The sequence below is a fragment of the Paraburkholderia sp. J94 genome (genome assembly GCF_905220285.1).
Taxonomy (GTDB): Bacteria; Pseudomonadota; Gammaproteobacteria; order Burkholderiales; family Burkholderiaceae; genus Paraburkholderia; species Paraburkholderia tropica_A.
This window is the reverse complement of the sequence record NZ_CAJMZH010000015.1, coordinates 119,839-140,938: the sequence shown is the minus strand read 5'-3', so window position 1 is coordinate 140,938 and position 21,100 is coordinate 119,839. Positions and strand designations below refer to the sequence as shown.

Genomic DNA, 21,100 nt, shown 5'->3' with positions numbered 1-21,100 from the left:
CGATCGACATGAAGGAGACAAACATGAAGCAGCGACACCATTCAAACCCACCGCCGATTCCCGCGACCTGCGATGTGCTCGTGATCGGCGCGGGCGCAGGCGGACTCTCGACGGCCATCACCGCGCGCAAGGCGGGACTCGACGTCGTGGTCGTGGAAAAGGCCGCCGTCTTCGGCGGCACAACGGCCTATTCCGGCGGCGTGCTGTGGATTCCGGGCAACCGTCACGGCATGCAACAGGGCGTGCAGCAGGGCACGCATGAAAAGCCCGATACACGCGATGCCGCGCGTACCTATCTGCGTGGCGAACTCGGCGCGTTCTACGACGAAGAAGCGATCGACGCCTTCCTCGAACACGGTCCGCGCATGCTCGATTTTTTCGAGCGCGAAACCGCCGTGCAATTCGTGCCGACGCTCTATCCCGACTATCATCCGCATGTGCCGGGCGGTGTCGATGTCGGCCGTTCGGTGGTCGCCGCGCCGTTCGACGCGAGCCGGCTCGGCGCCGATCTCGCGCGTCTGCGACCGCCGCTCCAGAGCATCACCTTCATCGGCATGATGTTCAATTCGTCCAATGCCGACCTCAAGCATTTCTTCAACGCCACGCGTTCGCTGGCATCGGCGTGGTACGTGGCGAAGCGTCTGGCTTCGCATGTGAAGGAGCTCGCGATTCACGGACGCGGCGTGCAGGTGACGAGCGGCAATGCGCTGGCCGCGCGCCTCGCGAAGTCGGCGCTCGATCTGCACATTCCGATTCTCACGGGCACGGCGGCGCGCGATTTGATCGTCGATGCGGGCCGCGTGACGGGCGCGGTGGTCGAGCGCGCAGGCGTGCGCGAGCGGATCGCGGCACGCCGCGCCGTGGTGCTCGCGGGCGGCGGCTTCTCGCACGACGCCGTGCGCACCGCGCAGACCTACGCGCATTTGCAACGCGGCGGCACGCATGCCTCGCCGGTCCCGGACGACAACACGGGCGACGGCGCGCGGCTGGCCGAGCGCGTGGGCGCACGGGTGACCGCGCGCTATCCGCAGCCCGCGGCCTGGATGCCGGTCTCGCGCGTGCCGCGCGGCAAAGGCCGCTTCGCCGTGTTCCCGCATCTGCTGGACCGCTACAAGCCGGGCATCATCGGTGTGACGCGTCGCGGCGAGCGCTTTACCAACGAGTCGAATTCGTATCACGACGTCGGCGCCGCCATGATCGAGGCATGCCGCGACGACGCGGACACCGCGATGTGGCTGATCTGCGATCACGCGACGATCCGCAAGTACGGCCTCGGCTACGCAAAGCCCGCACCGGTGCCGCTCGGGCCGATGCTGCGCAACGGCTATCTCGCGAAGGGGCGCACGCTCGCCGAACTCGCGCGGCGCGCGGGCATCGACGCGCAAGGACTCGAAGCGACCGTGCGCCGCTACAACGAGCACGCCGCGCGCGGCGAAGATCCCGCGTTCGGGCGCGGCTCGACTTCGTTCAACCGCTATCTGGGCGATCCCGCGCAGCGCCCGAATCCGTGTGTCGCGCCCATCGGCGACGGCCCGTACTACGCGCTGAAGATCGTGATGGGCGACCTCGGCACCTTCGACGGCCTGCGCACGAGCGTGGAAGGCGCCGTGCTCGCCGACGACGGCCGTGCCATCGCGGGCCTCTACGCCGTGGGCAACGACCGCGCGAGCATCATGGGCGGCAACTATCCCGGCGCGGGCATCACGCTCGGCCCGATCATGACCTTCGGCTACCTCACGGGCCGCCATCTCGCGGGACTCGACCACGCCGTCGAGACCGCAGCCGCATGAATCACCATCAGGCAGGAACCCTCATGAGCAAGCCGTTTATCGATCACCGCATCTACACGATCCGTCCGCGCGGCATGGCGGAATTCATCGACGTATTCGACCGCCTCGCCATGCCGATCCAGTTGAAGTATCTAGGCGCGCCAGCGGGTTTTTATATGAGCGACATTGGCGCGCTGAATCAGGTCGTGCATCTGTGGGCTTACGAGAGCATTGCCGATTACGATGCGCGCCGCACCGCGCGCGATGCCGATCCGCATTGGCCCGCGTATTTGCAGGCATCCGCGCATTTGATCGTCGCGCAGGAAAGCCGCATCATCCGGCGCGTGGAATTCAAAAGCCTCGCGAACGCAATGCGCTGATCCACGCGACGTGATCGGCATCGCATTCGCATTGGTGCTGCATTCGAAAAGGTTTGATGCGCACTACCGCGTTTATCGCAAGCGTTTAGCGCATTAAGATTTGCCCGCGTCGTTCAGGCGATGAACGATGCTGGTCTCCAAACCGACTTGACCTCCGCTTGCGCAAAGCGGAGGTCTTTTTTTATCCAATTTATTTCGCGTCGCGCAATAACGCATTGCGATTTACGTTTGAAAGAATTGAGCGAGTTTTGGTAATAATTCATTGCATTCATGCAACGTTAACAAAGCTGATTCCGCTCTTATAATCCGCGGGCATTCGATTCGGCGCTTTCCCGATTCAAGGATTGCGTGGATGGGCAATCGAATAACGAAAGAGAGAAGAAATGCGAAAACGAAAGCTGCCGGCGGCGGTTCTCTTCGCAGGACTGCTCGCGGGCTCGACGGCGGCGCACGCCGATCAATGGGGCATTCAGTTCGCGGGCGGCGTTGCGGATCATGACGTGAAGAAAGCGGATCTCGGCATCGTGTGGGATCCGGGCTGGCATTGGTGGGAGATCGGCGGCTATCACTTTACCGTGGTGGGCGAAGGCCACGTGGCGTACTGGGACATGCGGGAAAGCCCGGCCTCGCACGCGAACATCTGGGAGTTCGGCTTTACGCCGGTCTTCCGTTTCGTGAAGAATTCCGGCTTTATCCGCCCGTTTATCGAAGCGGGCGTGGGCGTGCGGCTGCTTTCGCACGTCGACGAAACGCCGGACCGTAGCTTCTCGTCGTCGTTTCAGTTCGCGGATATGGTGGGCGTGGGCGCGATCTTCGGCGAGCACCAGAACTATCAGGCGGGCTTGCGCTTCCAGCATCTGTCGAACGCCGGGCTCAAGCATCCGAATCCCGGCATCAACTTCAGCCAGATCTACGTGCAGTACAACTTCTGACCGGCTCAGCCCGGTCCGCTATCTCACAGGCGCTTCGCCGCACGGTCGTTCGAACCGTTGCGCGATGCGCCTGTTTCATTTTTCCGTTCAGTTTGCGCGCCGGTTTCATGCACCGATTCAATGCGAGCACTGGACGCGCCGCTTCATTGCAACGTTTGGCATCAATCTATTGCGTAATTCGTTCTGTAAGCAGATTGTGTGGTTTGCCGCCTACAGCCATGCCGTGAAAAGCCGATGAAGAAAGGCCTTCGGAATCGCCACTGCGTCTCATAAAAAATCGAACTGTTAATTAATGCTTTCAGATGGCTTGTTAATTAACGGAATCGCAACGGTGTTTATTCTCCAAAAATGCGAACGCGTCACCGTTTGCCTCTATCATGAGTCGCGACGTTTTACCGCAGCCCAGCCATGAGGACAGAATGGATCTAGCCAAAATCCGCCGCGAAGCCTTCGCGATGCCCGTGCACAATCCCGCGTACCCGCGTCCGCCGTTCCGCTTCGTGAACCGCGAGTACTTCATCATTTCCTACGAGACCGACCCCGACGCGCTGCGTGCGATCGTGCCGGAGCCGCTCAAGCCGGAAAACAATCTCGTCCATTACGAATTCATCCGCATGCCCGATTCCTCGGGTTTCGGCGATTACACCGAAAGCGGCCAGGTCGTCTCGGTGCGCGACCCGCAAGGGCGTCTCGGCAACTACACGCATTCGATGTATCTCGACGACGAAGGTCCGATCGCGGGCGGCCGCGAAATCTGGGGCTTCCCGAAGAAACTCGCGCGCCCGGTGCTCGGCGTGGACGGCAACGACACGCTGCTCGGCACGCTCGACTACGGCACGCAGCGCATCGCGACCGGCACGATGGGCTACAAGCATCACGTGCTCAACAACGAAGACGAGCGCCGCAAGCTCGCCGACACGCCCAACTATCTGCTCAAGGTGATTCCGCACGTTGACGGCAGCGCGCGTATCTGCGAACTCGTGCGCTTCTATCTGCGCGACGTGACGGTGCATGGCGCGTGGAGCGGCCCGGCCGCCATCGAACTGCATCCGCACGCACTCGCGCCGGTCGCCGATCTGCCGGTGCGCCGCGTGGTGGGCGCGCGTCACGTGATTGCCGACCTCACGCTCGATATCGGCGAAGTGGCGTACGACTATCTCGCAGAGCCGGCCAGTCACGCCGATTCCGCCACACCCACGCGCCAGACCGGCCTCGACGAACGCGAAGCCGAAGTGGCCTGATGCGCGACGCATCTCTTACATTTGTCTAAACAATTAAGGATTACTTATGTCGTTGAAGAACAAGGTTGCAGTCATCACGGGGGCCGCGAGCGGCATCGGCGAACATTGCGCGCGCACCTTCGCGAGCCAGGGCGCGGCGGTTGTGATCGCCGACCTGAACCTCGCGGCGGCGGGCAAGGTCGCCGACAGCATCGTGTCGGCCGGCGGCAAGGCGCTCGCCGTGGCGATGGACGTGACCAACGAAGAAGCCGTGAACGCGGGCATCGAGGAAGCCGTGAAGGTGTTCGGCGGCATCGACGTGCTGGTGTCGAACGCGGGCATCCAGATCATCAGCCCGGTCGAGGACTTCCCGTTCGCCGACTGGAAGAAGATGCTCGCGATCCATCTGGACGGCGCGTTCCTGACCACCAAGGCCGTGCTCAAGCACATGTACGGCAGCGGCAAGGGCGGCTCGATCGTCTATATGGGTTCGGTGCATTCGCACGAGGCGTCGAAGCTCAAGTCGGCCTACGTGACCGCGAAGCACGGCCTGCTCGGCCTCGCGCGCGTGGTGGCGAAGGAAGGCGGCCCGCGCGGCGTGCGTGCGAACGTGGTGTGCCCCGGCTTCGTGCGCACGCCGCTCGTCGACAAGCAGATTCCCGAGCAGGCGAAGGCGCTGGGCATCTCCGAAGATGAAGTGGTCAAGAACGTCATGCTCAAGGACACCGTCGACGGCGAATTCACCACGCTCGACGACGTGGCGAACACGGTGGCGTTCCTCGCCGGTTTCGAGTCGGCGGCGTTGACGGGGCAGTCGGTGCTCGTCACGCACGGCTGGTCGATGCACTAATTCACGCGAGGAGAACGTATGCGCAGCAGCACGAAAAACGACGCCATCGCACGCAAGGAGCGCAAGCCGATCGAGCTGCCGCGCTACGACGAAATCGCCCTTGTTTTACAGGGCGGCGGCGCGCTCGGCTCGTATCAGGCCGGGGTCTTCGAAGGGCTCGCCCAGGCGGGCGTGGAGCCGCACCGGATCGCGGGCGTGTCGATCGGCGCGCTCAACACGGCGATCATCGCGGGCAACGAACCGGCGAAACGCGTCGAAGCGTTGCGCGGATTCTGGGCGTCGATCTGCCATCCGCTCGACTGGTTCGGCAATCTCGGCGCGCTCGCGCTGCCGATGTTCGGCCATCAGGCGCTGTCGCGCCGCTGGGCCAGCATGTGGGCCGCGAGCCGCGCGCTCACCGAAGGCCAGCCGGGCTTCTTCGCGCCGCGCCTGCCGCTGCCGGTGGCGGGCTGGCACAAGGCGCCGCCCACGGCCGTGAGCTATTACGACACGGCCGCGCTCAAGGCCACGCTGCAACGTTTCGCCGATTTCGACCGCATCAACGACGGGCCGATCCGCGTCTCGGTCGGCGCGGTGAACGTGCGCAGCGGCAATCTCGTCTATTTCGACAACGCGAAGATGCGGCTCGAACCCGAGCATTTCATGGCGTCGGGCGCGCTGCCGCCGGGTTTTCCGGCCGTGGAGATCGACGGCGAATTCTACTGGGACGGCGGCCTCGTCTCGAACACGCCGCTGACCGAAGTGCTGCGCGAGGCCGATCACAAGGACACGCTGGTGTTTCAGGTCGATCTATGGAGCGCGAACGGCAGCGTGCCCGCCGACTTTCTCGACGTGGCCGAACGCGCGAAGGACATTCAGTATTCGAGCCGCACGCGCGCGATCACGAACATGCTCGCCGACCGCCAGAAGCACGCGCGTTTCATCAAGGAACTGCTCGAACACGTGCCGCCCGAAACGCGCCGCAGCGATCCGCTGTTCCGTCTCGCCGAACGCGTGGCCGACGGTTCGTCGATCAACGTGGTGCATCTGATCTACAAGAACAAACCGTATGAAGGCCACTACAAGGATTACGAGTTCAGCGTCGATACGATGGAGGAGCACTGGGCGAGCGGACTCGAGGATATCCGCGCGTCGTTTGCGCATCCAGACTGGTTCGCGGTGCCTAGCCGCGAACAGGGTTTTGTCACGCACGATATTCATCGCCGCGCGGGCGAGGTGCCGGAGTCGGATCGCGACGAACTGACGACCGGCGCGACCGGTCAGACCGAAACGCCGCGCGTGCCGGCCTGATCGCCAGGTCCTTCGATCGCCACGCGAATTACGCGGCGATCGATTCCGCGGATGCCACGGATTCCACGGATGCCGCGCGCGCGACGCGCAAACCCTGCTGCATGTCGAAGCCCGACGGCTGCTGATAAACCCGCAAGCCGAACTCGGGCAGCACGGCGATCAGGTGATCGAACAGGTCGGCCTGAATCGCTTCGTAATCGCTCCACGTCGTGGTGTTGGTGAAGCAATAGAGTTCGAGCGGAATGCCGTCGGCGCCGCTCGCCAGTTGCCGCACCATGCAGGTCATCTCGTGGTGAATCTGCGGGTGGCGTTCGAGATACTGCTGCACGTAGGCGCGAAACGTGCCGAGATTGGTGAGCTGACGCCGGTTCGCCGAGCAGTCGCCCGCGCTGCCGAGCGCGCCGTTGAACTGCGTCAGCGCGTGGCGCTTGTCGTGCAGATAATCCGTGAGCAGCGTGAGACGTTCGAGCCGCGCGATTTCATCGGCGCCGAGAAAGCGCACGCTGGTCGCGTCGAGCGCGAGCGCGCGCTTGATGCGCCGCCCGCCCGACTCCGTCATGCCGCGCCAGTTCTGGTAGCTCTCGGTAATGAGCTTCCAGGTGGGAATCGTGATGATGGTGTTGTCGAAGTTCGCGACCTTCACCGTGTTCAGCGTGATGTCGATGACGGTGCCGTCCGCGCCCGCGCTCGGCAGCGTGATCCAGTCGCCGATGCGCAGCATGTCGTTCGACGACAGCTGCACGCCCGCGACGAGCCCGAGCAGCGTGTCCTTGAAAATCAGCATGAGAACCGCCGACATCGCGCCGATGCCCGAGAGCAGCAGGCCGATCTGCTTGCCGGTGGCGTCGCCGATCACGACCAGCGCCGCGGTGATGAACATCACGAGCTTGACGAGCTGCATCGCGCCCTTGAGCGAGAGGCGCGGCTGATCCTGGCGCGCCGTGCGATGGCTGAATTCGAGCGCGGACAGCGTGGCGCTGATCGTCATCGTGACGAGGAAGACGATGAGCGCGAAGACGATCTTGTCGGCGAGTTGCAGCGCGTTGTCGGGCAGACCCGGCACCATGCCGATCCCCAGCTTGATGACGACGAAGGGCGCGACGCGGCTGAGCCATTTGAAGGCGCCGAATTCGAACAGGGCGTCGTCGATGCGGGTGGTGGAGCGCCGCGCGAGACGCGCGACCACGCGAAACAGCAGGAAGTGAACGATGGCGGCCACAGCGAACGCGGCGGCCAGCAAGACGAGCGCGCCAACCAGCGGCGCAAACCAGATTTCATGCACGGTCATGGGGTAATGCAGGTTCCTTTTCAAGCGTTGAAACGAGCGCCGCGCGCGGCGCGTGCCCTGCGGGCAGGCCGTAGGGTACTTGAAAGGGACCGCGCGCGCGAGTCAGGGTTCCGCGCGCGTTTTCAGGGTCTGTACGAAAATAGCGCCCAACGAAACGCTCGACGAGGCACGCGTGCTGCGATTCATCCTTCTTCATGGTGTGCTGGGCTGGGGATTGACCTCCGCGCTGTTGTTTATCGGCGTGCAGTGGCTTACGCGCAAGCCGTACGGCGCGCGGCAGTCGCTGAGGACCGTCGCCAACTTCATGGCGGCGGGCGTCCTGGTGGGTTCGCTGATGTGGTGGTGGCGCGCGTGAAGGGGAGCGTGACGGCGCAGCGCGGCTGTGCACCAAGCGCGCGCGACGCTCAGATAAACGGCGGCTCGCTCTGCCAGTCGAAGAAGTCCGGCATGTCGGTGGAGACGCGATTGGGAAACGCGGCAGGGCGCTTTTCGAGGAACGCGCTCACGCCTTCGGCCGCATCCGCCGAGCGCCCGCGCGATTGAATCGCGCGGCTGTCGAGCCGATGCGCTTCCATCGGATGCTGCGCGCCCGCCATCCGCCAGATCATCTGCCGGGCGATGGCGGCGGAGACCGGCGCAACGTTGTCGGCGATTTCGCGTGCGAGCGCGTAGGCTGCGGGCAGCAGGTCGTCGGCGGCGTGTACGGAACGCACGAGCCCGCGCTCCAGCGCTTCCTGCGCGCTGAACACGCGCCCCGTGAAGCACCATTCGAGCGCCGACGAGATCCCCACCACGCGCGACAGGAACCACGACGAAGCCGCTTCGGGCGTGATGCCGCGCCGCCCGAACACAAAGCCGAATTTCGCGTCGGCGGATGCGAGGCGGATATCCATCGGCAACTGCATGGTCACGCCGATGCCGACCGCCGCGCCGTTGATCGCGCCGATCACCGGCTTGAGGCTGCGGAAGATGCGCAGCGCGACGCGCCCGCCGCCGTCGCGATGCACGGTGTCCACGCTCGTGCCGAGGCGCTTCGCATAGTCGAAGGTTTCGCCGCCCGACGAGAGGTCCGCGCCCGCGCAGAACGCGCGCCCCGAACCGGTGACGATCACGCAGCGCACCGCGTCGTCGGCGTCGGTGGCGTCGAAGGCGGCGATCAGTTCCTGCATCATCGTCGCCGTGAACGCGTTGAGCTTCTCGGGCCGATGCAGCGTGATGGTGGCGATGCCGTGCTCAACTTCGTAGCGCAGCGTTTCGAATTGCAGCGATTGCACAGTGCTCATGACGGTTCTCCCACACGATGCGGCGTGGCCGCGACGAAGCGCGGCGCGCGTTGTTCGACGTTCGCGAGCACGGCTTCACGCTGATTCGCGCCGCCGATCAGCGCATCCTGCTCGACCGATTCGGCGATCAGCGTGGCGGCCGCGTCGCCGCGCGAAGCGACATGCAGCAGACGCTTCGCGGCGCGGATCGCATCGGGACTTCTCTGCGCGATCTCACGCGCTGTTTGCAGCGCGAGCGCGAGCGGATCGTCGGTCACGCGCGTGGCAAGACCGATCTCGACCGCCTCCGGCCCCGCGACGATGCGCGCGGTGTAGATCAGTTCGCGCAGACGGTCGTCGCGCACGAGGTCGCGCGTGAGGACCATGCCGCCCATGTCGGGCACGAGGCCCCACTTCATTTCCATCACGGAGAGCCGCGCGTCGGGCGTCACGTAGCGCATGTCCGCGCCCAGCGCGAGTTGCAGGCCGCCGCCGAACGCCACGCCGTGCACCGCCGCGATCACCGGCACCGGCAGCTCGCGCCACAGCGTGCAGATGTACTGGAAGTCGTTGCTCAGGCCGCGCGTGCGCACGGCGATGGGCGTCGTGCGCGTGGTCTGCGCGAGCGCGGCCATGCTCTGCATGTCGAGGCCCGCGCAGAACGCCTTGCCGTTGCCCGAGAGCACGACGGCGCGCAGATCGGCTTCGTTCGCGAGCCGCTCGCCCGCCGCGATCAGCGCCGCGAACATGCCGGGGCTCAGCGCGTTCATCTTTTCCGCGCGATTGAGCCGCACGTCGGCGACGCCGTCGGCGATCGCGATCTGGACGAGGCCTTCGCCCTCGGCGCTCTCTTTGCTGCCTGGATTCATTGCCATTGCTCCTTGAGTGAATGTTCGCGCGTCACCATGTATCGACGAAACGCCGCTGAACGTGCGGGCGTGCAAATGCCGCGCGGGACGTTGCGCGCGCCCACTTTCGATGCAGATCGTCCAGATACTCGCGTTCGTTCATGGGAGGCCTCGCGGCACGCACCGAAGTGCGCCGGTTCGCAATGCGCGTTGAATCGCGGCGTGGAGACAACGAATCCCTGCATCGAGGATTCAGCGCGACGCGTATGAGTGAGATGTCGCCGACCATCCATGATGTGCAGGAACGCGCTTTTCTGCGCCTGCTGTTTTTCCCGGTTGACTTTGCAGCACGGTCGTGCGATTTATTTCGGCACCCCGAACGCGAGCCGCGTTCGCGTCGTTCCATCTGCATCACCCATCAACGTGTGAGAAGAAAGGAGACAACGCATGGAGTCGAAGAACGTTCCCGAAGTGGCCGAGCTGCTGCAGGATTCGCCGAAGAATTGGGGCAAGTGGGGCAGCGACGACGAAGTGGGCTCGCTCAACTATCTGACGCAGGCCGAGGTGTTGCGCGGCGTGGCGTCGGTGCGATCGGGCAAGACCTTCACGCTGCAGATCCAGATGGGGCATCCGAAGGGCGATCCGGTCTGGCCGGGGCGTTCGCAGGCGCGCCGCATGAACGTGATGGACAAGGGCCATTACATGTGCGGGAAAGGCCCGCTGTTTCCGGGGCTCGCCGAATACGCCGACGACATGATGATCATGTATCTGCAAGGCTCGACGCAGTACGACGCGCTCGGGCACGTCTGGTACGACGATCAGCTCTGGAACGGCTACGACGCGAAGTCGACCATCGGCGGTCTGGAGAAGGCGAGCGTGCTGCCCATCGCCGAGCGCGGCGTGGTGGGGCGCGGCGTGCTGATCGACATGGCGCGCCATCGCGGCAAGGCCGTGCTCGATCCGGGCGAAACCTTCACGCACGAAGACCTGCTCGCGGCCGCGAAGGCGCAGGGCGTGCAGATCGAGAAGCGCGACATTCTCGTCGTGCGTACGGGCTGGATCGGCTCCTTCTACGAGCGCGATCAGGCCGAGTTCTATCAGAACTTCGTCGAGCCGGGCCTCACGTATAGCCGCGAACTCGTCGAGTGGTTCCAGCGCATGGAGATTCCGAATCTCGTCACCGACACGATTGCAAACGAAGTGACCGTCGATCCGGTGTCGGGCGTGGCGCTGCCGCTGCATAACGCGCTGATGCGCAATCTGGGCGTGACGCTCACCGAGATCGCGCAGCTCGATCCGCTCGCCGCCGATTGCGCCGAGGACGGCCAGTGGAATTTTCTCTACACCGCCGCGCCGCTGAAAGTGGTGAACGGCAGCGGCGCGCCGGTGAATCCGGTGGTGGTGAAGTAGGCGTAGCATCGCCTGCATCGCGAACGCTGCTTCGTCCTTCGTCGATTCATTGAGAGCCGGTCCGCTCGCGCGGCGCAATCGCCGCGCGGCGGCCGCTTTTTGCTGGATGTGCTGGAGCGCCCATGACGCCCTATGAAAGCAAACCGTGGCTCGCGCATTACGCGACGGGTCACACGGCCACCATCGACCAGCAATACGGCGATGCATTGAGTCTCTTTCGCGCTGCCGTGGCGCGCGCGCCCGAGCGGCCCGCGCTGCTGTATTTCGACGGCGCGCTCACTTATGCCGAACTCGATGCGCAATCGGACGCGCTCGCCTGTGCGTGGCGCGAGCGCGGCATCGCGCGCGGCGAACGCGTGGCGATCTATCTGCAGAACGTGCCGGCATTCGTGATTGCGCTGGTGGCCGCGTGGAAGCTCGGTGCGATTGCGGTGCCCGTCAATCCGATGAATCGCGCGCGCGAATTGCGCGTGCTGCTCGCGGATTCAGGCGCGCGTCTGCTCGTCTGCCATGGCGTGCTGCACGATGAAGTGGTGCGTCCGCTATTGGCCGAGGAGGACGCGCGCGTGGCGCGCGGCGAAATCGAAGAGAGCGCACGCGTGAGCCCGCGCGTGATGACGACATCGGCGCTCGATTATCAGCAGCGCAACGACGAGCGTTTGTTTGCGGGCATGAACCGCGCGCGCGAAGCGCAAACGCGAGACGATGCCGAAGACCTCCGCACCGTGATCGAAGCGTATCGCGGACAAACACCGCCCGCGATCGAACTGCAAAGCGACGACATCGCGATGCTCGTCTACACCTCGGGCACCACGGGCGTGCCGAAGGGCGCGATGAACACGCACGGCAACGTGGCCTTTAACGCGCAGGTGTATCGCGACTGGGTGGGCTTGCGCGAAGGCGCGCCGCTGCTTGGCGTGGCGCCGCTCTTTCATATCACGGGCCTCGTCGGCCACGTGGGCGCGGCCTTCATCTGCGCGGCGCCGCTCGTGCTGGCGTTCCGCTTCGAGCCGGGTGTGATGCTCGACGCCATCGCCGAGCACAAGCCCGAATTCACCATCGGCGCGATCACGGTGTTTATTGCGCTGATGAATCATCCGCGTGCGACGCGCGAGCATTTCGCCTCATTGCGCCGAATTTACTCGGGCGGCGCGCCGATTCCGCCGAGCGTGATCGAGGCGTTCCGCTCGCGCTTCGGCCACTACATCCACAACGGCTACGGTCTCACCGAAACGAATTCGCCCACACATGTCGTGCCGGTCGGCAGCGAAGCGCCCGTCGATACCGCGTCGGGCACGCTGGCGATCGGCGTGCCCGCGTTCAATGTGGAGTCGTATATCGGCGACGACACGGGCCAGCCGCTTCCTGCGGGCGAAGTGGGCGAGATCATTTCGCGCGGGCCGATGATCGTGCCGGGCTACTGGAACAAGCCGCAGGAAAGCGCGAAGGCGATTGTCGACGGTTACTTCCGCACCGGCGACGTGGGCTTCATGGACGCGCAGGGCTGGTTCTATCTCGTGGACCGCAAGAAGGACATGATCAACGCGGGCGGCTACAAGGTCTGGCCGCGCGAAGTGGAGGACGTGCTGTACACGCATCCTGCCGTGCGCGAGGCGGCGGTGGTGGGCGTGCCGGACAGCTATCGCGGCGAAACCGTGAAGGCCGTGGTGAGCCTCAAGCCGGGCGCGAGCGTCACGCCCGACGAACTCGCGGCGTACTGCAAGGAGCGGATGGCGGCGTATAAATATCCGCGCATCGTGACGATCATCGACGAGTTGCCGAAGACCGTGACGGGCAAGATTCTGCGTCGTGAATTGCGGGGTTGAAACCGGGTTGACGCCTCGCGTAGACCTCGCCAATAGGTCTGGGCTATGACCGGTAGAGTTAATCGATAGTGGCCGATTTCGCCGATCCCACGTGTAATGCGTCAATCGTGCAATTCGAATGATGCAATGGAGGAGATCGAAAGTGAAAATCGTGGTGCCGGTCAAACGCGTGGTCGATTACAACGTGAAGGTTCGTGTGAAGTCGGACGGCACGGGCGTGGATATCGCGAACGTGAAGATGTCGATGAATCCGTTCGATGAAATTGCGGTTGAGGAAGCGGTGCGCTTGAAGGAAGCGGGGATTGCGACGGAAGTGATCGCGGTTTCCGCTGGCGTTTCGCAGGCGCAGGAAACGCTGCGCACCGCGTTGGCGATTGGCGCGGATCGTGCCGTGCTGATCGAATCGAATGAGGATTTGCAGCCGCTGGCCGTGGCGAAATTGCTAAAAGCGCTCGTCGATAAAGAACAGCCTTCGCTGGTGATTCTCGGCAAGCAAGCTATCGACGACGACTCGAATCAGACCGGTCAGATGCTCGCCGCACTGGCGGATCTGCCGCAAGCGACGTTCGCTTCGAAAATCACGGTCGCCGATGGCAAGGCCACGGTCGCGCGTGAAGTCGATGGCGGCGCGGAAACGCTCTCGCTTTCGCTGCCCGCAGTTGTGACGACCGATCTGCGTCTGAACGAGCCGCGCTACGTCACGCTGCCGAATATCATGAAGGCGAAGAAGAAGCCGCTCGAAACGATCACGCCCGCCGATCTCGGCGTCGATGTCGCTCCGCGTTTGAAGACGCTGAAGGTTTCGGAGCCGCCCAAGCGCAGCGCAGGCGTGAAGGTGCCTGACGTGAAAACGCTGGTCGAAAAGCTGAAGACCGAAGCCAAGGTGCTGTGAGGAGCGAATTCAAAATGACGAATCTGGTAATTGCAGAACACGACAATCAGTCGATTAAAGCGGCGACGCTGAATACGGTTGCAGCGGCGCAGAAAATTGGCGGCGATGTGCATGTGCTGATCGCGGGTTATAACGCGCAAGCGGCGGCGGATGCGGCGGCGAAAATCGTCGGCGTTTCTAAAGTATTGCTGGCCGATGCGCCGCAACTCGAACAAGGTCTTGCGGAAAACATCGAAGCGACGGTTCTTTCCATCGCGAAGCAGTATTCGCATATTCTCGCGCCCGCTACGGCAAGCGGCAAAAACGTGACGCCGCGTATCGCCGCGAAACTCGACGTCGCGCAGATTAGCGATATCACCGCGGTCGAGAATGCCGATACGTTCGAGCGTCCGATCTACGCGGGCAACGCCATCGCGACCGTGCAATCGCAAGACGCGATCAAGGTGATTACCGTTCGCACCACGGCATTCGATGCAGCCGCCGCAGAAGGCGGCAGCGCTTCAATCGAAAAAATCGAAGCGCCCGCAGACAGTGGCCTCGCGCAATTCATCAATCGCGAAGTCACGAAACTCGATCGTCCTGAACTCACGAGCGCGAAGATCATCGTCTCGGGTGGTCGCGGTCTGGGCAGCGGCGAGAACTACACGAAGGTGCTCGAACCGCTCGCCGACAAACTCAACGCCGCGCTCGGCGCATCGCGCGCCGCTGTCGACGCAGGTTACGTGCCGAACGATTATCAGGTCGGACAAACCGGCAAGATCGTCGCACCGCAGCTGTACGTGGCAGTCGGCATTTCCGGCGCGATTCAACATCTCGCGGGCATGAAAGACTCGAAGGTGATCGTCGCGATCAACAAGGACGAAGAAGCGCCGATCTTCACGGTCGCCGATTACGGTCTCGTCGGCGATCTGTTCGCTGCCGTGCCGGAGCTTGCCGATGCACTTTGAGCCCAACACCACGCCGCCCGTTCGCGACGACGCCGCCCGCGTCGCGTTCTCGCCGCAATCGTTCCTGTTCGTGCCGGGCAGCCGGCCCGAGCGTTTCGAGCGCGCGCTCGCGAGCGGCGCGGACGCCGTCATCATCGACCTCGAAGATGCGGTCGAGCCCGCCGCCAAGGACGCCGCGCGCGAGAACATCGCGAACTGGGTCTCGCGCCGCCATCCGGTGCTGGTGCGCATCAACGGCCGCGCCACGCCGTGGTTCGAAGCCGACGCGAAACTCGGCGCGCTCGACGGCGTCGCGGGCATCGTGCTGCCGAAGGCCGAACAGGCCGCCGACGTGAGCGCGGCCATCGCGCTCGCGCGCCGCCGCGTACCGGTGTTTCCGCTGATCGAAAGCGCGCTCGGCATGTGGAACGCGATGGAGATCGCGCGCGCGCCGTTCGTGAAGCGCCTGATGTTCGGCACGCTCGATTTCATCGCCGAAATGGGCATGCCCGACGACGGCGAGCCGCTCAATCACTATCGCTCGCAACTCGCGCTGATCTCGCGCGTCGCGGGTATCGAAGCGCCCGTCGACGGCGTGACGCCCGACATTCAGGATCTCGCGCGCATCGAGCGCGATGCGCTCAACGGCAAGCGGCTCGGTTTCGGCGCAAAGCTCTGCATCCATCCGAAGCAGATCGAGGCCGTGCATCGCTGCTATCGGCCGAGCGAAGCCGAACTCGCCTGGGCCGCACGCGTGGCGCAAGCCGCGCGCGAGGCGCAGGCGGGCGCGATCACCGTCGACGGCAAGATGGTCGATCGCCCCGTGATCCTGCGCGCGCAGCAATTGCTCGCGCTGGCCGCCGCCGTGGCGCAGAAGGGCGCGTGAAGCGGACGCGCGTGGCGTAGCGCGCTTAACCGGCCACGAGATTCGACGGGCGGCGACTCACCGGTGAGCGCCGCGTCATCCACGCGTTGTGGAATTGCCGCACGCGGCGCGGCGGCGAGCAGCGCTAAAGCCTAAAGCGCCCGAAAAGCCCGCCCAATGCGCGCAAAAAAACCGCGCCGCCGTCCGCAAGAAGCGGAACGGCGGCGCGGTTGGCTAATTGATTCGATATCCGAACGATATAAGAACGATATCGCTATCGAATCAATGCATCACTTCGCGACCGGCATGGTGAACTCCGCACCCTTTTCGGTGCTTTCCGGCCAGCGCTGCATGATCGACTTCTGCTTCGTGTAGAAGCGCACGCCTTCCTCGCCATATGCGTGCATGTCGCCGAACAGGCTGCGCTTCCAGCCGCCGAAGCCGTGCCACGCCATCGGCACCGGAATCGGCACGTTGATGCCCACCATGCCCACTTCGATCTGGCGGCCGAACTCGCGCGCCACGTTGCCGTCACGCGTGAAGCAGGCCACGCCGTTGCCGAACTCGTGATCGTTGATCAGTTGCACCGCTTCCGAGAAGTCCTTCACGCGCACGCAGGCGAGCACCGGGCCGAAGATTTCTTCCTTGTAGATGCGCATTTCGGGCGTGACGTCGTCGAACAGCGTGCCGCCCGTGAAGAAGCCGTCTTCGTGACCCGGCACCTTGAGGCCGCGTCCGTCCACGACGAGCTTCGCGCCTTCTTCGATACCGGTGGCGATATAGCCTTCGATGCGCTCCAGCGCCTGCTTCGTGACGATCGGGCCCATTTCGGCGTCGGCTTCCATGCCGTTCTTCACCTTGAGCGTGCGCGCGCGCTCGGCCAGACGCGGCACGATCTTGTCGGCCACGTCGCCGACCAGCACGGCCACCGAAATCGCCATGCAGCGCTCGCCCGCCGAACCGTAGGCCGCGCCGATCAGCGCGTCGACGGCCTGGTCGAGATCGGCGTCGGGCATCACGACCATGTGATTCTTCGCGCCGCCCAGCGCCTGCACGCGCTTGCCGTGCTTCGCGCCCGTTTCGTAGATGTAGTTCGCGATCGGCGTGCTGCCGACGAAGCTCACGGCCTTCACGTCGCGATGCGCGATCAGCGCGTCGACCACGACCTTGTCGCCCTGCACGACGTTGAACACGCCGTCCGGCAGGCCCGCTTCGGTCAGCAGACGCGCCATGAACAGCGCGGCCGACGGATCGCGCTCGCTCGGCTTGAGCACGAACGTGCAGCCCGCCGCGAGCGCGACCGGGAACATCCAGCACGGCACCATGCACGGGAAGTTGAACGGCGTGATGCCCGCGACCACGCCCAGCGGCTGGCGCACGGTCCAGTTGTCCATGCCCGTGGAGACCTGCTCGGTGTAGTCGCCCTTGAGCAGTTGCGGAATGCCGCAGGCGAATTCGATCACGTCGATGCCGCGCGCGACTTCGCCTTGCGCGTCGGCGAATACCTTGCCGTGCTCGGCCGTGATGATGGCGGCGAGTTCGTCCTTGTGGCGGTTCATCAGTTCGAGGAAGCGCAGCATGACGCGCGCGCGGCGGATCGGCGGCGTGTCGCGCCAGGCCGGGAACGCGGCTTTCGCGCTCGCGACGGCGGCGTCGACATCGGCGACTTCGCCCAGCACGAGACGGCGCGCGGCCGCACCCGTCGCCGGATTGAAGACGGGCTGCGTGCGGTCGCCCGCGCCGCGTTCGCGCTTGCCGCCGATGTAGTTGACCACGTCCGCGGAATCGGTGAAGGCCTGCATGTCATCTCCTCGCTATTGAGTGTCGGTTGAGCATCACTGTGACGGCCAGTGTACGGAGCCGCCCGGCGTCTGCAAAGACACGGCGGCTGAATTGATTGTTTTCCACTGTGAACAATCGCAGTGCGCAGCGCTGAAAGATGCGCAGGCGCGGTGCTATCATCGGCGCATCGTTGAGTATTCGGGGCAGGAGTCTTTTCGTGGATACGCAGAACGTCGAAGCACTCTGGACCCATTTGCACTGGCTGAATGTGCTGGCGGCGCAGGGCAGTTACACGGCGGCCGCCGCGCGCCTTGGCGTGAGCAAGGCCGCGATGAGCCAGCGGATCGCCGAACTGGAACGCGTGGCGGGCGTCGCGCTGGTGCAGCGCACCACGCGCAGCGTGCGCTTCACGGAGGCGGGATTGCGGCTGGTCGAGGACACGCGCGCGGAGTTCGAGCGCATCGCCACGAGTTTCGCGAGCGTGCGCGAAATGGCCGATATCGCGCGCGGCACGGTACGCGTGACCGCGCCCGTGGCATTCGCGCGTCAGCAACTGGTGCCGCGCCTCGCGCAGTTCGCGCGCGCGAATCCCGAGGTGCGCGTGCAGCTTGAACTCTCCGACCGGCTCACGTCGATTGCGAGCGAAGGTTTCGATCTCGCGATTCGCCACAGCGCGCAAGTGCCGGAAACGCATGTGGCGTTCAAGCTTTGCGATACGCGCTCGGTGATCGTCGCCACGCGCGCGTATCTGAAGCTGCGCGGCACGCCGCAAACGCCCGCCGATCTCGCGCAGCACGACTGTCTTTACTATCCGCGCACGCTCGGGTCGGGCGCGTGGTCGTTCGAGAAAACGGGCCGCCGCGCCGAGCAGTCGCGTGTGAACGTGACCGTGAACGGGCCGGTGTCGGCGAATAACAGCGAGGCGCTGCGCGACGCAGCGCTCGAACATCTGGGCATCGCTTTGCTGCCCGATTTCAGCGCGCAGGCCGCGTTGCAGGCGGGCAAGCTCGTCGTGCTGCTGCCTGCGTGGCGGCCGGTGGGCGCGTTCGCGTCGCAGTTGCACGTGGTGCGGCCCTATGGCGCGCACGTGCCGCGCGCCGTGACCTTGTTCGCCGATTTCCTGCGTCAGACCTTCAAGCAGGGATTTCCGCTCGAATGAGCCGATGAATACGGGGATGAAAGCCGCGACGCGCATCTGACGTTTTTTCGCATCGCCTGGCACAGCGGAGGTTGACGCGCCGAACGCACCGCCTTTACGCTCGCGCGCTGATGGTTCCCGGCGACGGGATCAAAAGGGAACGCAGTAACGGCGCGCGAACGGCGCACGCCGGAAGTCTGCGGCTGTCCCCGCAACTGTGAGCGGCGAGTCCATGCCAGCGAAGGCCACTGGGAAACCGGGAAGGCCGGCATCGGGCGGCGACCCGCGAGCCAGGAGACCTGCCATCGACCGAGGTCCAAGCAGCCGCAAAGGGCGGGGTGTCCCGATGCGCGCGCGCCGCCCGCGCGGCCGCCCGTTGCAAGGACAGTTCGACCTCAGGATCTGTCTGCTCATGAAGTATCGTCAATTCGTTCTCGCGACCGCCGTGGCCGCCTGCGCCTGGCAGTGCGCCGATGCGCAAACGTCCACACAAAGCGCTGAACAAGGCGCTGAACCCGGCGCCGCACCAACCCAGGCCGACGCAACGTTGCCGAACATTCTCGTCGTCGGCGACACGCAGCATCTGCCGCAATCGTTCGATCAGCGCTACGCCAGCACCCAGGTGCTCACGCGCGCGGATCTCGACCGGCTCGACCCCATCGACCCGAGCATCACGCAGGCGCTCGCCACGCTGCCCGGCGTGAGCGTGTCGCAGAGCGGCGGTCCTGGCGCGACCGCTTCGGTCAGCATTCGCGGCTCGGCGGCCAATCAGGTGGCTGTGTTCATCGATGGCATCCGCGTGGGGTCGGCGACCACGGGCACGGCCGCGTGGGCCGATCTGCCGACCTCGGCGTTCGACCGCGTGGAAGTGATTTCGGGCCCGGCTGCCGCCTCGTTCGGCGCGGATGCCGTGGGCGGCGTCGTGCAGCTGTTCACGCGCCACGCCTCGAATCAGCCGAATCAGACCACGGTGTCGTTCGGCGGCGGCTCGAACAAGACCTTCGACACGCAGCTGCGCACTTCCGGCACCGTGCCGTCGAGCGGGCCGCTCGCGGCGCTCGGCGGGCTCACGTATTCGCTCGGCCTGCACGACTACAACACGGCGGGCATCGACGCGACCAAGCCGTGGGCCTACGGCCACGAGGACGGCCGCAATCCGTATCACGCGCAGGATCTGGACGCGCGCCTCGGCTATGCGCGCGACAACTGGTCGATCTCGACCTTCGCGCTCTATCACCAGTCGGATCTCTCGTACGACAACGCGGGTTACGCCGATCGCCAGCGCGATCATCAGCTCACGACGGGCGTGGCGTTCCATCTCGACATCACGCCGACCACGCAGTTCGATCAGTCGTTCGGTTACGCGTATGACCGCCAGTTCATCTACGCGAACGATCCTGGCATTCCGACCGACGAGTTCGATTCGACGCGCCTGAGCAGCTCGACTTCGATCACGCATCAGGAAACCGGCCACACGCTGTTCGGGCAGGCGCTTTCGGGCGAGACCAAGCTCGCCTACGACTTCACGCGCGAGCAGGCGTATCTGCCCGTCGAAGTGCCGGACGGGCTGCCCGCGCGCAACGACTCCGCCGTGTCGATGCATCAGTCGGTCATGCTCGGCGACTGGACGCTGTTCCTCGCGGGCCGCCACGAAATCGTGCAGGGGCAGAGCGTGAACACGGGCAACGCGGCGCTCGCGTGGGCGATCACGCCGGTCTATACGGCGCGCGTCTCGTACGGCAACGCGTTCCGTCTGCCGACGTTCAACGACCTCTACTATCCGGGCTACGCGAATCCGAATCTGCAGCCCGAACGCAGCGATACGGTCGAAGTCGCGCTCGACGCGACGACGTCGATCGGCACCTTCACGGCGGCGCTCTACGACACGCGCGTGCACGATCTCATCACTTACGATTCGCAGACTTTTCTGCCCGTGAACGTGGGCCGCGCGCATATTCAGGGCCTCGATCTCTCGTACAAGGGCACGCTCGGAGCGAACACGCCGGTCAGTCTCGCGGTGGGCATCCTCAATCCGCAGGACGTGAGCGATCAGACCTGGTTGAACCGGCGCCCGCGTCAGACCGTGAACCTGAGCATCGATCACACGTGGGACGAGTTTCATCTGCACGCGCTGAGCACGGGCGTTTCGCTGCTCTACGGCGGCTCGACCTTCGACGATCAGTTCAACACCACGTATTTGCCGTCGTACACCACGGTGAATCTGCGCGCCTCGTACAAGGTGAACGCGCATCTGGCGATTTCGGCCACGCTCTCGAACCTGTTCAATCGCGACTATTCGACCGCTTACGGCTACAACTCGCTGGGCCGCACGGCCTTCGGCAAGATCACATACACGTTCTGAAACGTCTCGCGGCGGCGCGCGGTTTTGTACCGCAATGTATCTGCGCCGCCGCGGGAAAAA

The 21,100-nt window shown here is 64.6% G+C and carries 18 protein-coding genes and 1 riboswitch; of the genes, 14 read left to right on the top strand and 4 right to left on the bottom strand.

Features of this window, described 5'->3' with window-relative positions:
- Positions 1-23: 23 nt before the first annotated feature.
- The 6 genes from U4Y88_RS28480 to U4Y88_RS28455 all read left to right on the top strand — a co-directional run bounded on the left by U4Y88_RS28480 (position 24) and on the right by U4Y88_RS28455 (position 6,441).
- Positions 24-1,790 carry an FAD-dependent oxidoreductase gene (locus U4Y88_RS28480; protein ID WP_321787880.1) on the top strand — a complete coding sequence of 589 codons (1,767 nt, stop codon included), beginning with the start codon at positions 24-26 and terminating at the stop codon, positions 1,788-1,790.
- A gap of 23 nt (positions 1,791-1,813) precedes the next feature.
- Positions 1,814-2,149, top strand: coding sequence for an NIPSNAP family protein (locus U4Y88_RS28475; RefSeq protein ID WP_224012744.1), 336 nt, complete (start codon positions 1,814-1,816; stop codon positions 2,147-2,149).
- A gap of 383 nt (positions 2,150-2,532) precedes the next feature.
- Entirely contained in the window at positions 2,533-3,081 is a 549-nt protein-coding gene (locus U4Y88_RS28470; protein WP_310634408.1) for an acyloxyacyl hydrolase, read from the top strand.
- Positions 3,082-3,500: 419 nt separating this feature from the next.
- Positions 3,501-4,322, top strand: a complete 822-nt coding sequence (locus tag U4Y88_RS28465) for an acetoacetate decarboxylase (RefSeq protein WP_321787878.1) — start codon at positions 3,501-3,503, stop codon at positions 4,320-4,322.
- Positions 4,323-4,368: 46 nt separating this feature from the next.
- Complete coding sequence (locus U4Y88_RS28460) at positions 4,369-5,151, top strand: 3-hydroxybutyrate dehydrogenase (RefSeq protein ID WP_224012747.1); 783 nt, start codon at positions 4,369-4,371, stop codon at positions 5,149-5,151.
- 18 nt (positions 5,152-5,169) lie between these two features.
- Positions 5,170-6,441, top strand: coding sequence for a patatin-like phospholipase family protein (locus U4Y88_RS28455; RefSeq protein WP_321787876.1), 1,272 nt, complete (start codon positions 5,170-5,172; stop codon positions 6,439-6,441).
- Between the two features lie 28 nt (positions 6,442-6,469).
- On the opposite strand, the gene U4Y88_RS28450 is transcribed toward U4Y88_RS28455, so the two are convergent.
- Positions 6,470-7,729, bottom strand: coding sequence for a mechanosensitive ion channel family protein (locus U4Y88_RS28450; protein ID WP_321787874.1), 1,260 nt, complete (start codon positions 7,727-7,729; stop codon positions 6,470-6,472).
- 172 nt (positions 7,730-7,901) lie between these two features.
- Between U4Y88_RS28450 and U4Y88_RS28445 the strand changes: the two genes are divergently transcribed.
- Positions 7,902-8,084 carry a hypothetical protein gene (locus U4Y88_RS28445; RefSeq protein WP_321787872.1) on the top strand — a complete coding sequence of 61 codons (183 nt, stop codon included), beginning with the start codon at positions 7,902-7,904 and terminating at the stop codon, positions 8,082-8,084.
- A 49-nt stretch (positions 8,085-8,133) separates the two neighbouring features.
- On the opposite strand, the gene U4Y88_RS28440 is transcribed toward U4Y88_RS28445, so the two are convergent.
- Entirely contained in the window at positions 8,134-9,012 is an 879-nt protein-coding gene (locus U4Y88_RS28440; RefSeq protein WP_321787870.1) for a crotonase/enoyl-CoA hydratase family protein, read from the bottom strand.
- A complete protein-coding gene (locus U4Y88_RS28435) occupies positions 9,009-9,860 on the bottom strand; it encodes a crotonase/enoyl-CoA hydratase family protein (protein ID WP_321787868.1) in 852 nt (283 codons plus the stop codon). Before U4Y88_RS28435 ends, U4Y88_RS28440 begins: the two co-directional genes overlap by 4 nt.
- 426 nt (positions 9,861-10,286) lie before the next feature.
- Here U4Y88_RS28435 and U4Y88_RS28430 point away from each other — a divergent pair, with 426 nt between their 5' ends.
- From U4Y88_RS28430 to U4Y88_RS28410, 5 genes are all read left to right on the top strand, one after another.
- A complete protein-coding gene (locus tag U4Y88_RS28430) occupies positions 10,287-11,249 on the top strand; it encodes a cyclase family protein (protein ID WP_224012753.1) in 963 nt (320 codons plus the stop codon).
- 122 nt (positions 11,250-11,371) lie between these two features.
- Entirely contained in the window at positions 11,372-13,075 is a 1,704-nt protein-coding gene (locus U4Y88_RS28425; RefSeq protein WP_321787866.1) for a class I adenylate-forming enzyme family protein, read from the top strand.
- Positions 13,076-13,217: 142 nt separating this feature from the next.
- Positions 13,218-13,967, top strand: a complete 750-nt coding sequence (locus tag U4Y88_RS28420; RefSeq protein ID WP_321787864.1) for an electron transfer flavoprotein subunit beta/FixA family protein — start codon at positions 13,218-13,220, stop codon at positions 13,965-13,967.
- 14 nt (positions 13,968-13,981) lie between these two features.
- Positions 13,982-14,914 (top strand): electron transfer flavoprotein subunit alpha/FixB family protein, encoded by a 933-nt coding sequence (locus U4Y88_RS28415; protein WP_321787862.1) that lies wholly within the window; start codon positions 13,982-13,984, stop codon positions 14,912-14,914.
- Positions 14,904-15,779: a CoA ester lyase gene (locus U4Y88_RS28410; protein WP_321787860.1), complete on the top strand. Its 876-nt coding sequence runs from the start codon at positions 14,904-14,906 to the stop codon at positions 15,777-15,779. The genes U4Y88_RS28415 and U4Y88_RS28410 overlap by 11 nt, the downstream gene beginning before the upstream one ends.
- Before the next feature lie 269 nt (positions 15,780-16,048).
- Here the strand turns inward: U4Y88_RS28410 and U4Y88_RS28405 are convergent, their stop codons facing one another.
- A complete protein-coding gene (locus tag U4Y88_RS28405) occupies positions 16,049-17,560 on the bottom strand; it encodes a CoA-acylating methylmalonate-semialdehyde dehydrogenase (protein WP_310632963.1) in 1,512 nt (503 codons plus the stop codon).
- 197 nt (positions 17,561-17,757) lie between these two features.
- Between U4Y88_RS28405 and U4Y88_RS28400 the strand changes: the two genes are divergently transcribed.
- Together U4Y88_RS28400 and U4Y88_RS28395 are read left to right on the top strand one after the other, a co-directional pair.
- Positions 17,758-18,699 (top strand): LysR family transcriptional regulator, encoded by a 942-nt coding sequence (locus U4Y88_RS28400; protein WP_310632964.1) that lies wholly within the window; start codon positions 17,758-17,760, stop codon positions 18,697-18,699.
- Positions 18,700-18,793: 94 nt separating this feature from the next.
- Positions 18,794-19,000, top strand: a riboswitch (cobalamin riboswitch).
- 90 nt (positions 19,001-19,090) lie between these two features.
- Positions 19,091-21,040: a TonB-dependent receptor domain-containing protein gene (locus tag U4Y88_RS28395; RefSeq protein WP_321787858.1), complete on the top strand. Its 1,950-nt coding sequence runs from the start codon at positions 19,091-19,093 to the stop codon at positions 21,038-21,040.
- Positions 21,041-21,100: the final 60 nt, after the last annotated feature.

What these genes read in the sequence shown, in the direction of transcription:
- U4Y88_RS28475 (WP_224012744.1), top strand. Translation starts at nt 1,814, where the DNA reads ATGAGCAAGCCGTTTATCGATCACCGCATCTACACGATCCGTCCGCGC.
- U4Y88_RS28470 (WP_310634408.1), top strand. Translation starts at nt 2,533, where the DNA reads ATGCGAAAACGAAAGCTGCCGGCGGCGGTTCTCTTCGCAGGACTGCTC.
- U4Y88_RS28465 (WP_321787878.1), top strand. Translation starts at nt 3,501, where the DNA reads ATGGATCTAGCCAAAATCCGCCGCGAAGCCTTCGCGATGCCCGTGCAC.
- U4Y88_RS28435 (WP_321787868.1), bottom strand. Translation starts at nt 9,860, where the DNA reads ATGAATCCAGGCAGCAAAGAGAGCGCCGAGGGCGAAGGCCTCGTCCAG.
- U4Y88_RS28460 (WP_224012747.1), top strand. Translation starts at nt 4,369, where the DNA reads ATGTCGTTGAAGAACAAGGTTGCAGTCATCACGGGGGCCGCGAGCGGC.
- U4Y88_RS28410 (WP_321787860.1), top strand. Translation starts at nt 14,904, where the DNA reads ATGCACTTTGAGCCCAACACCACGCCGCCCGTTCGCGACGACGCCGCC.
- U4Y88_RS28450 (WP_321787874.1), bottom strand. Translation starts at nt 7,729, where the DNA reads ATGACCGTGCATGAAATCTGGTTTGCGCCGCTGGTTGGCGCGCTCGTC.
- U4Y88_RS28440 (WP_321787870.1), bottom strand. Translation starts at nt 9,012, where the DNA reads ATGAGCACTGTGCAATCGCTGCAATTCGAAACGCTGCGCTACGAAGTT.
- U4Y88_RS28480 (WP_321787880.1), top strand. Translation starts at nt 24, where the DNA reads ATGAAGCAGCGACACCATTCAAACCCACCGCCGATTCCCGCGACCTGC.
- U4Y88_RS28425 (WP_321787866.1), top strand. Translation starts at nt 11,372, where the DNA reads ATGACGCCCTATGAAAGCAAACCGTGGCTCGCGCATTACGCGACGGGT.
- U4Y88_RS28430 (WP_224012753.1), top strand. Translation starts at nt 10,287, where the DNA reads ATGGAGTCGAAGAACGTTCCCGAAGTGGCCGAGCTGCTGCAGGATTCG.
- U4Y88_RS28395 (WP_321787858.1), top strand. Translation starts at nt 19,091, where the DNA reads ATGAAGTATCGTCAATTCGTTCTCGCGACCGCCGTGGCCGCCTGCGCC.
- U4Y88_RS28415 (WP_321787862.1), top strand. Translation starts at nt 13,982, where the DNA reads ATGACGAATCTGGTAATTGCAGAACACGACAATCAGTCGATTAAAGCG.
- U4Y88_RS28455 (WP_321787876.1), top strand. Translation starts at nt 5,170, where the DNA reads ATGCGCAGCAGCACGAAAAACGACGCCATCGCACGCAAGGAGCGCAAG.
- U4Y88_RS28405 (WP_310632963.1), bottom strand. Translation starts at nt 17,560, where the DNA reads ATGCAGGCCTTCACCGATTCCGCGGACGTGGTCAACTACATCGGCGGC.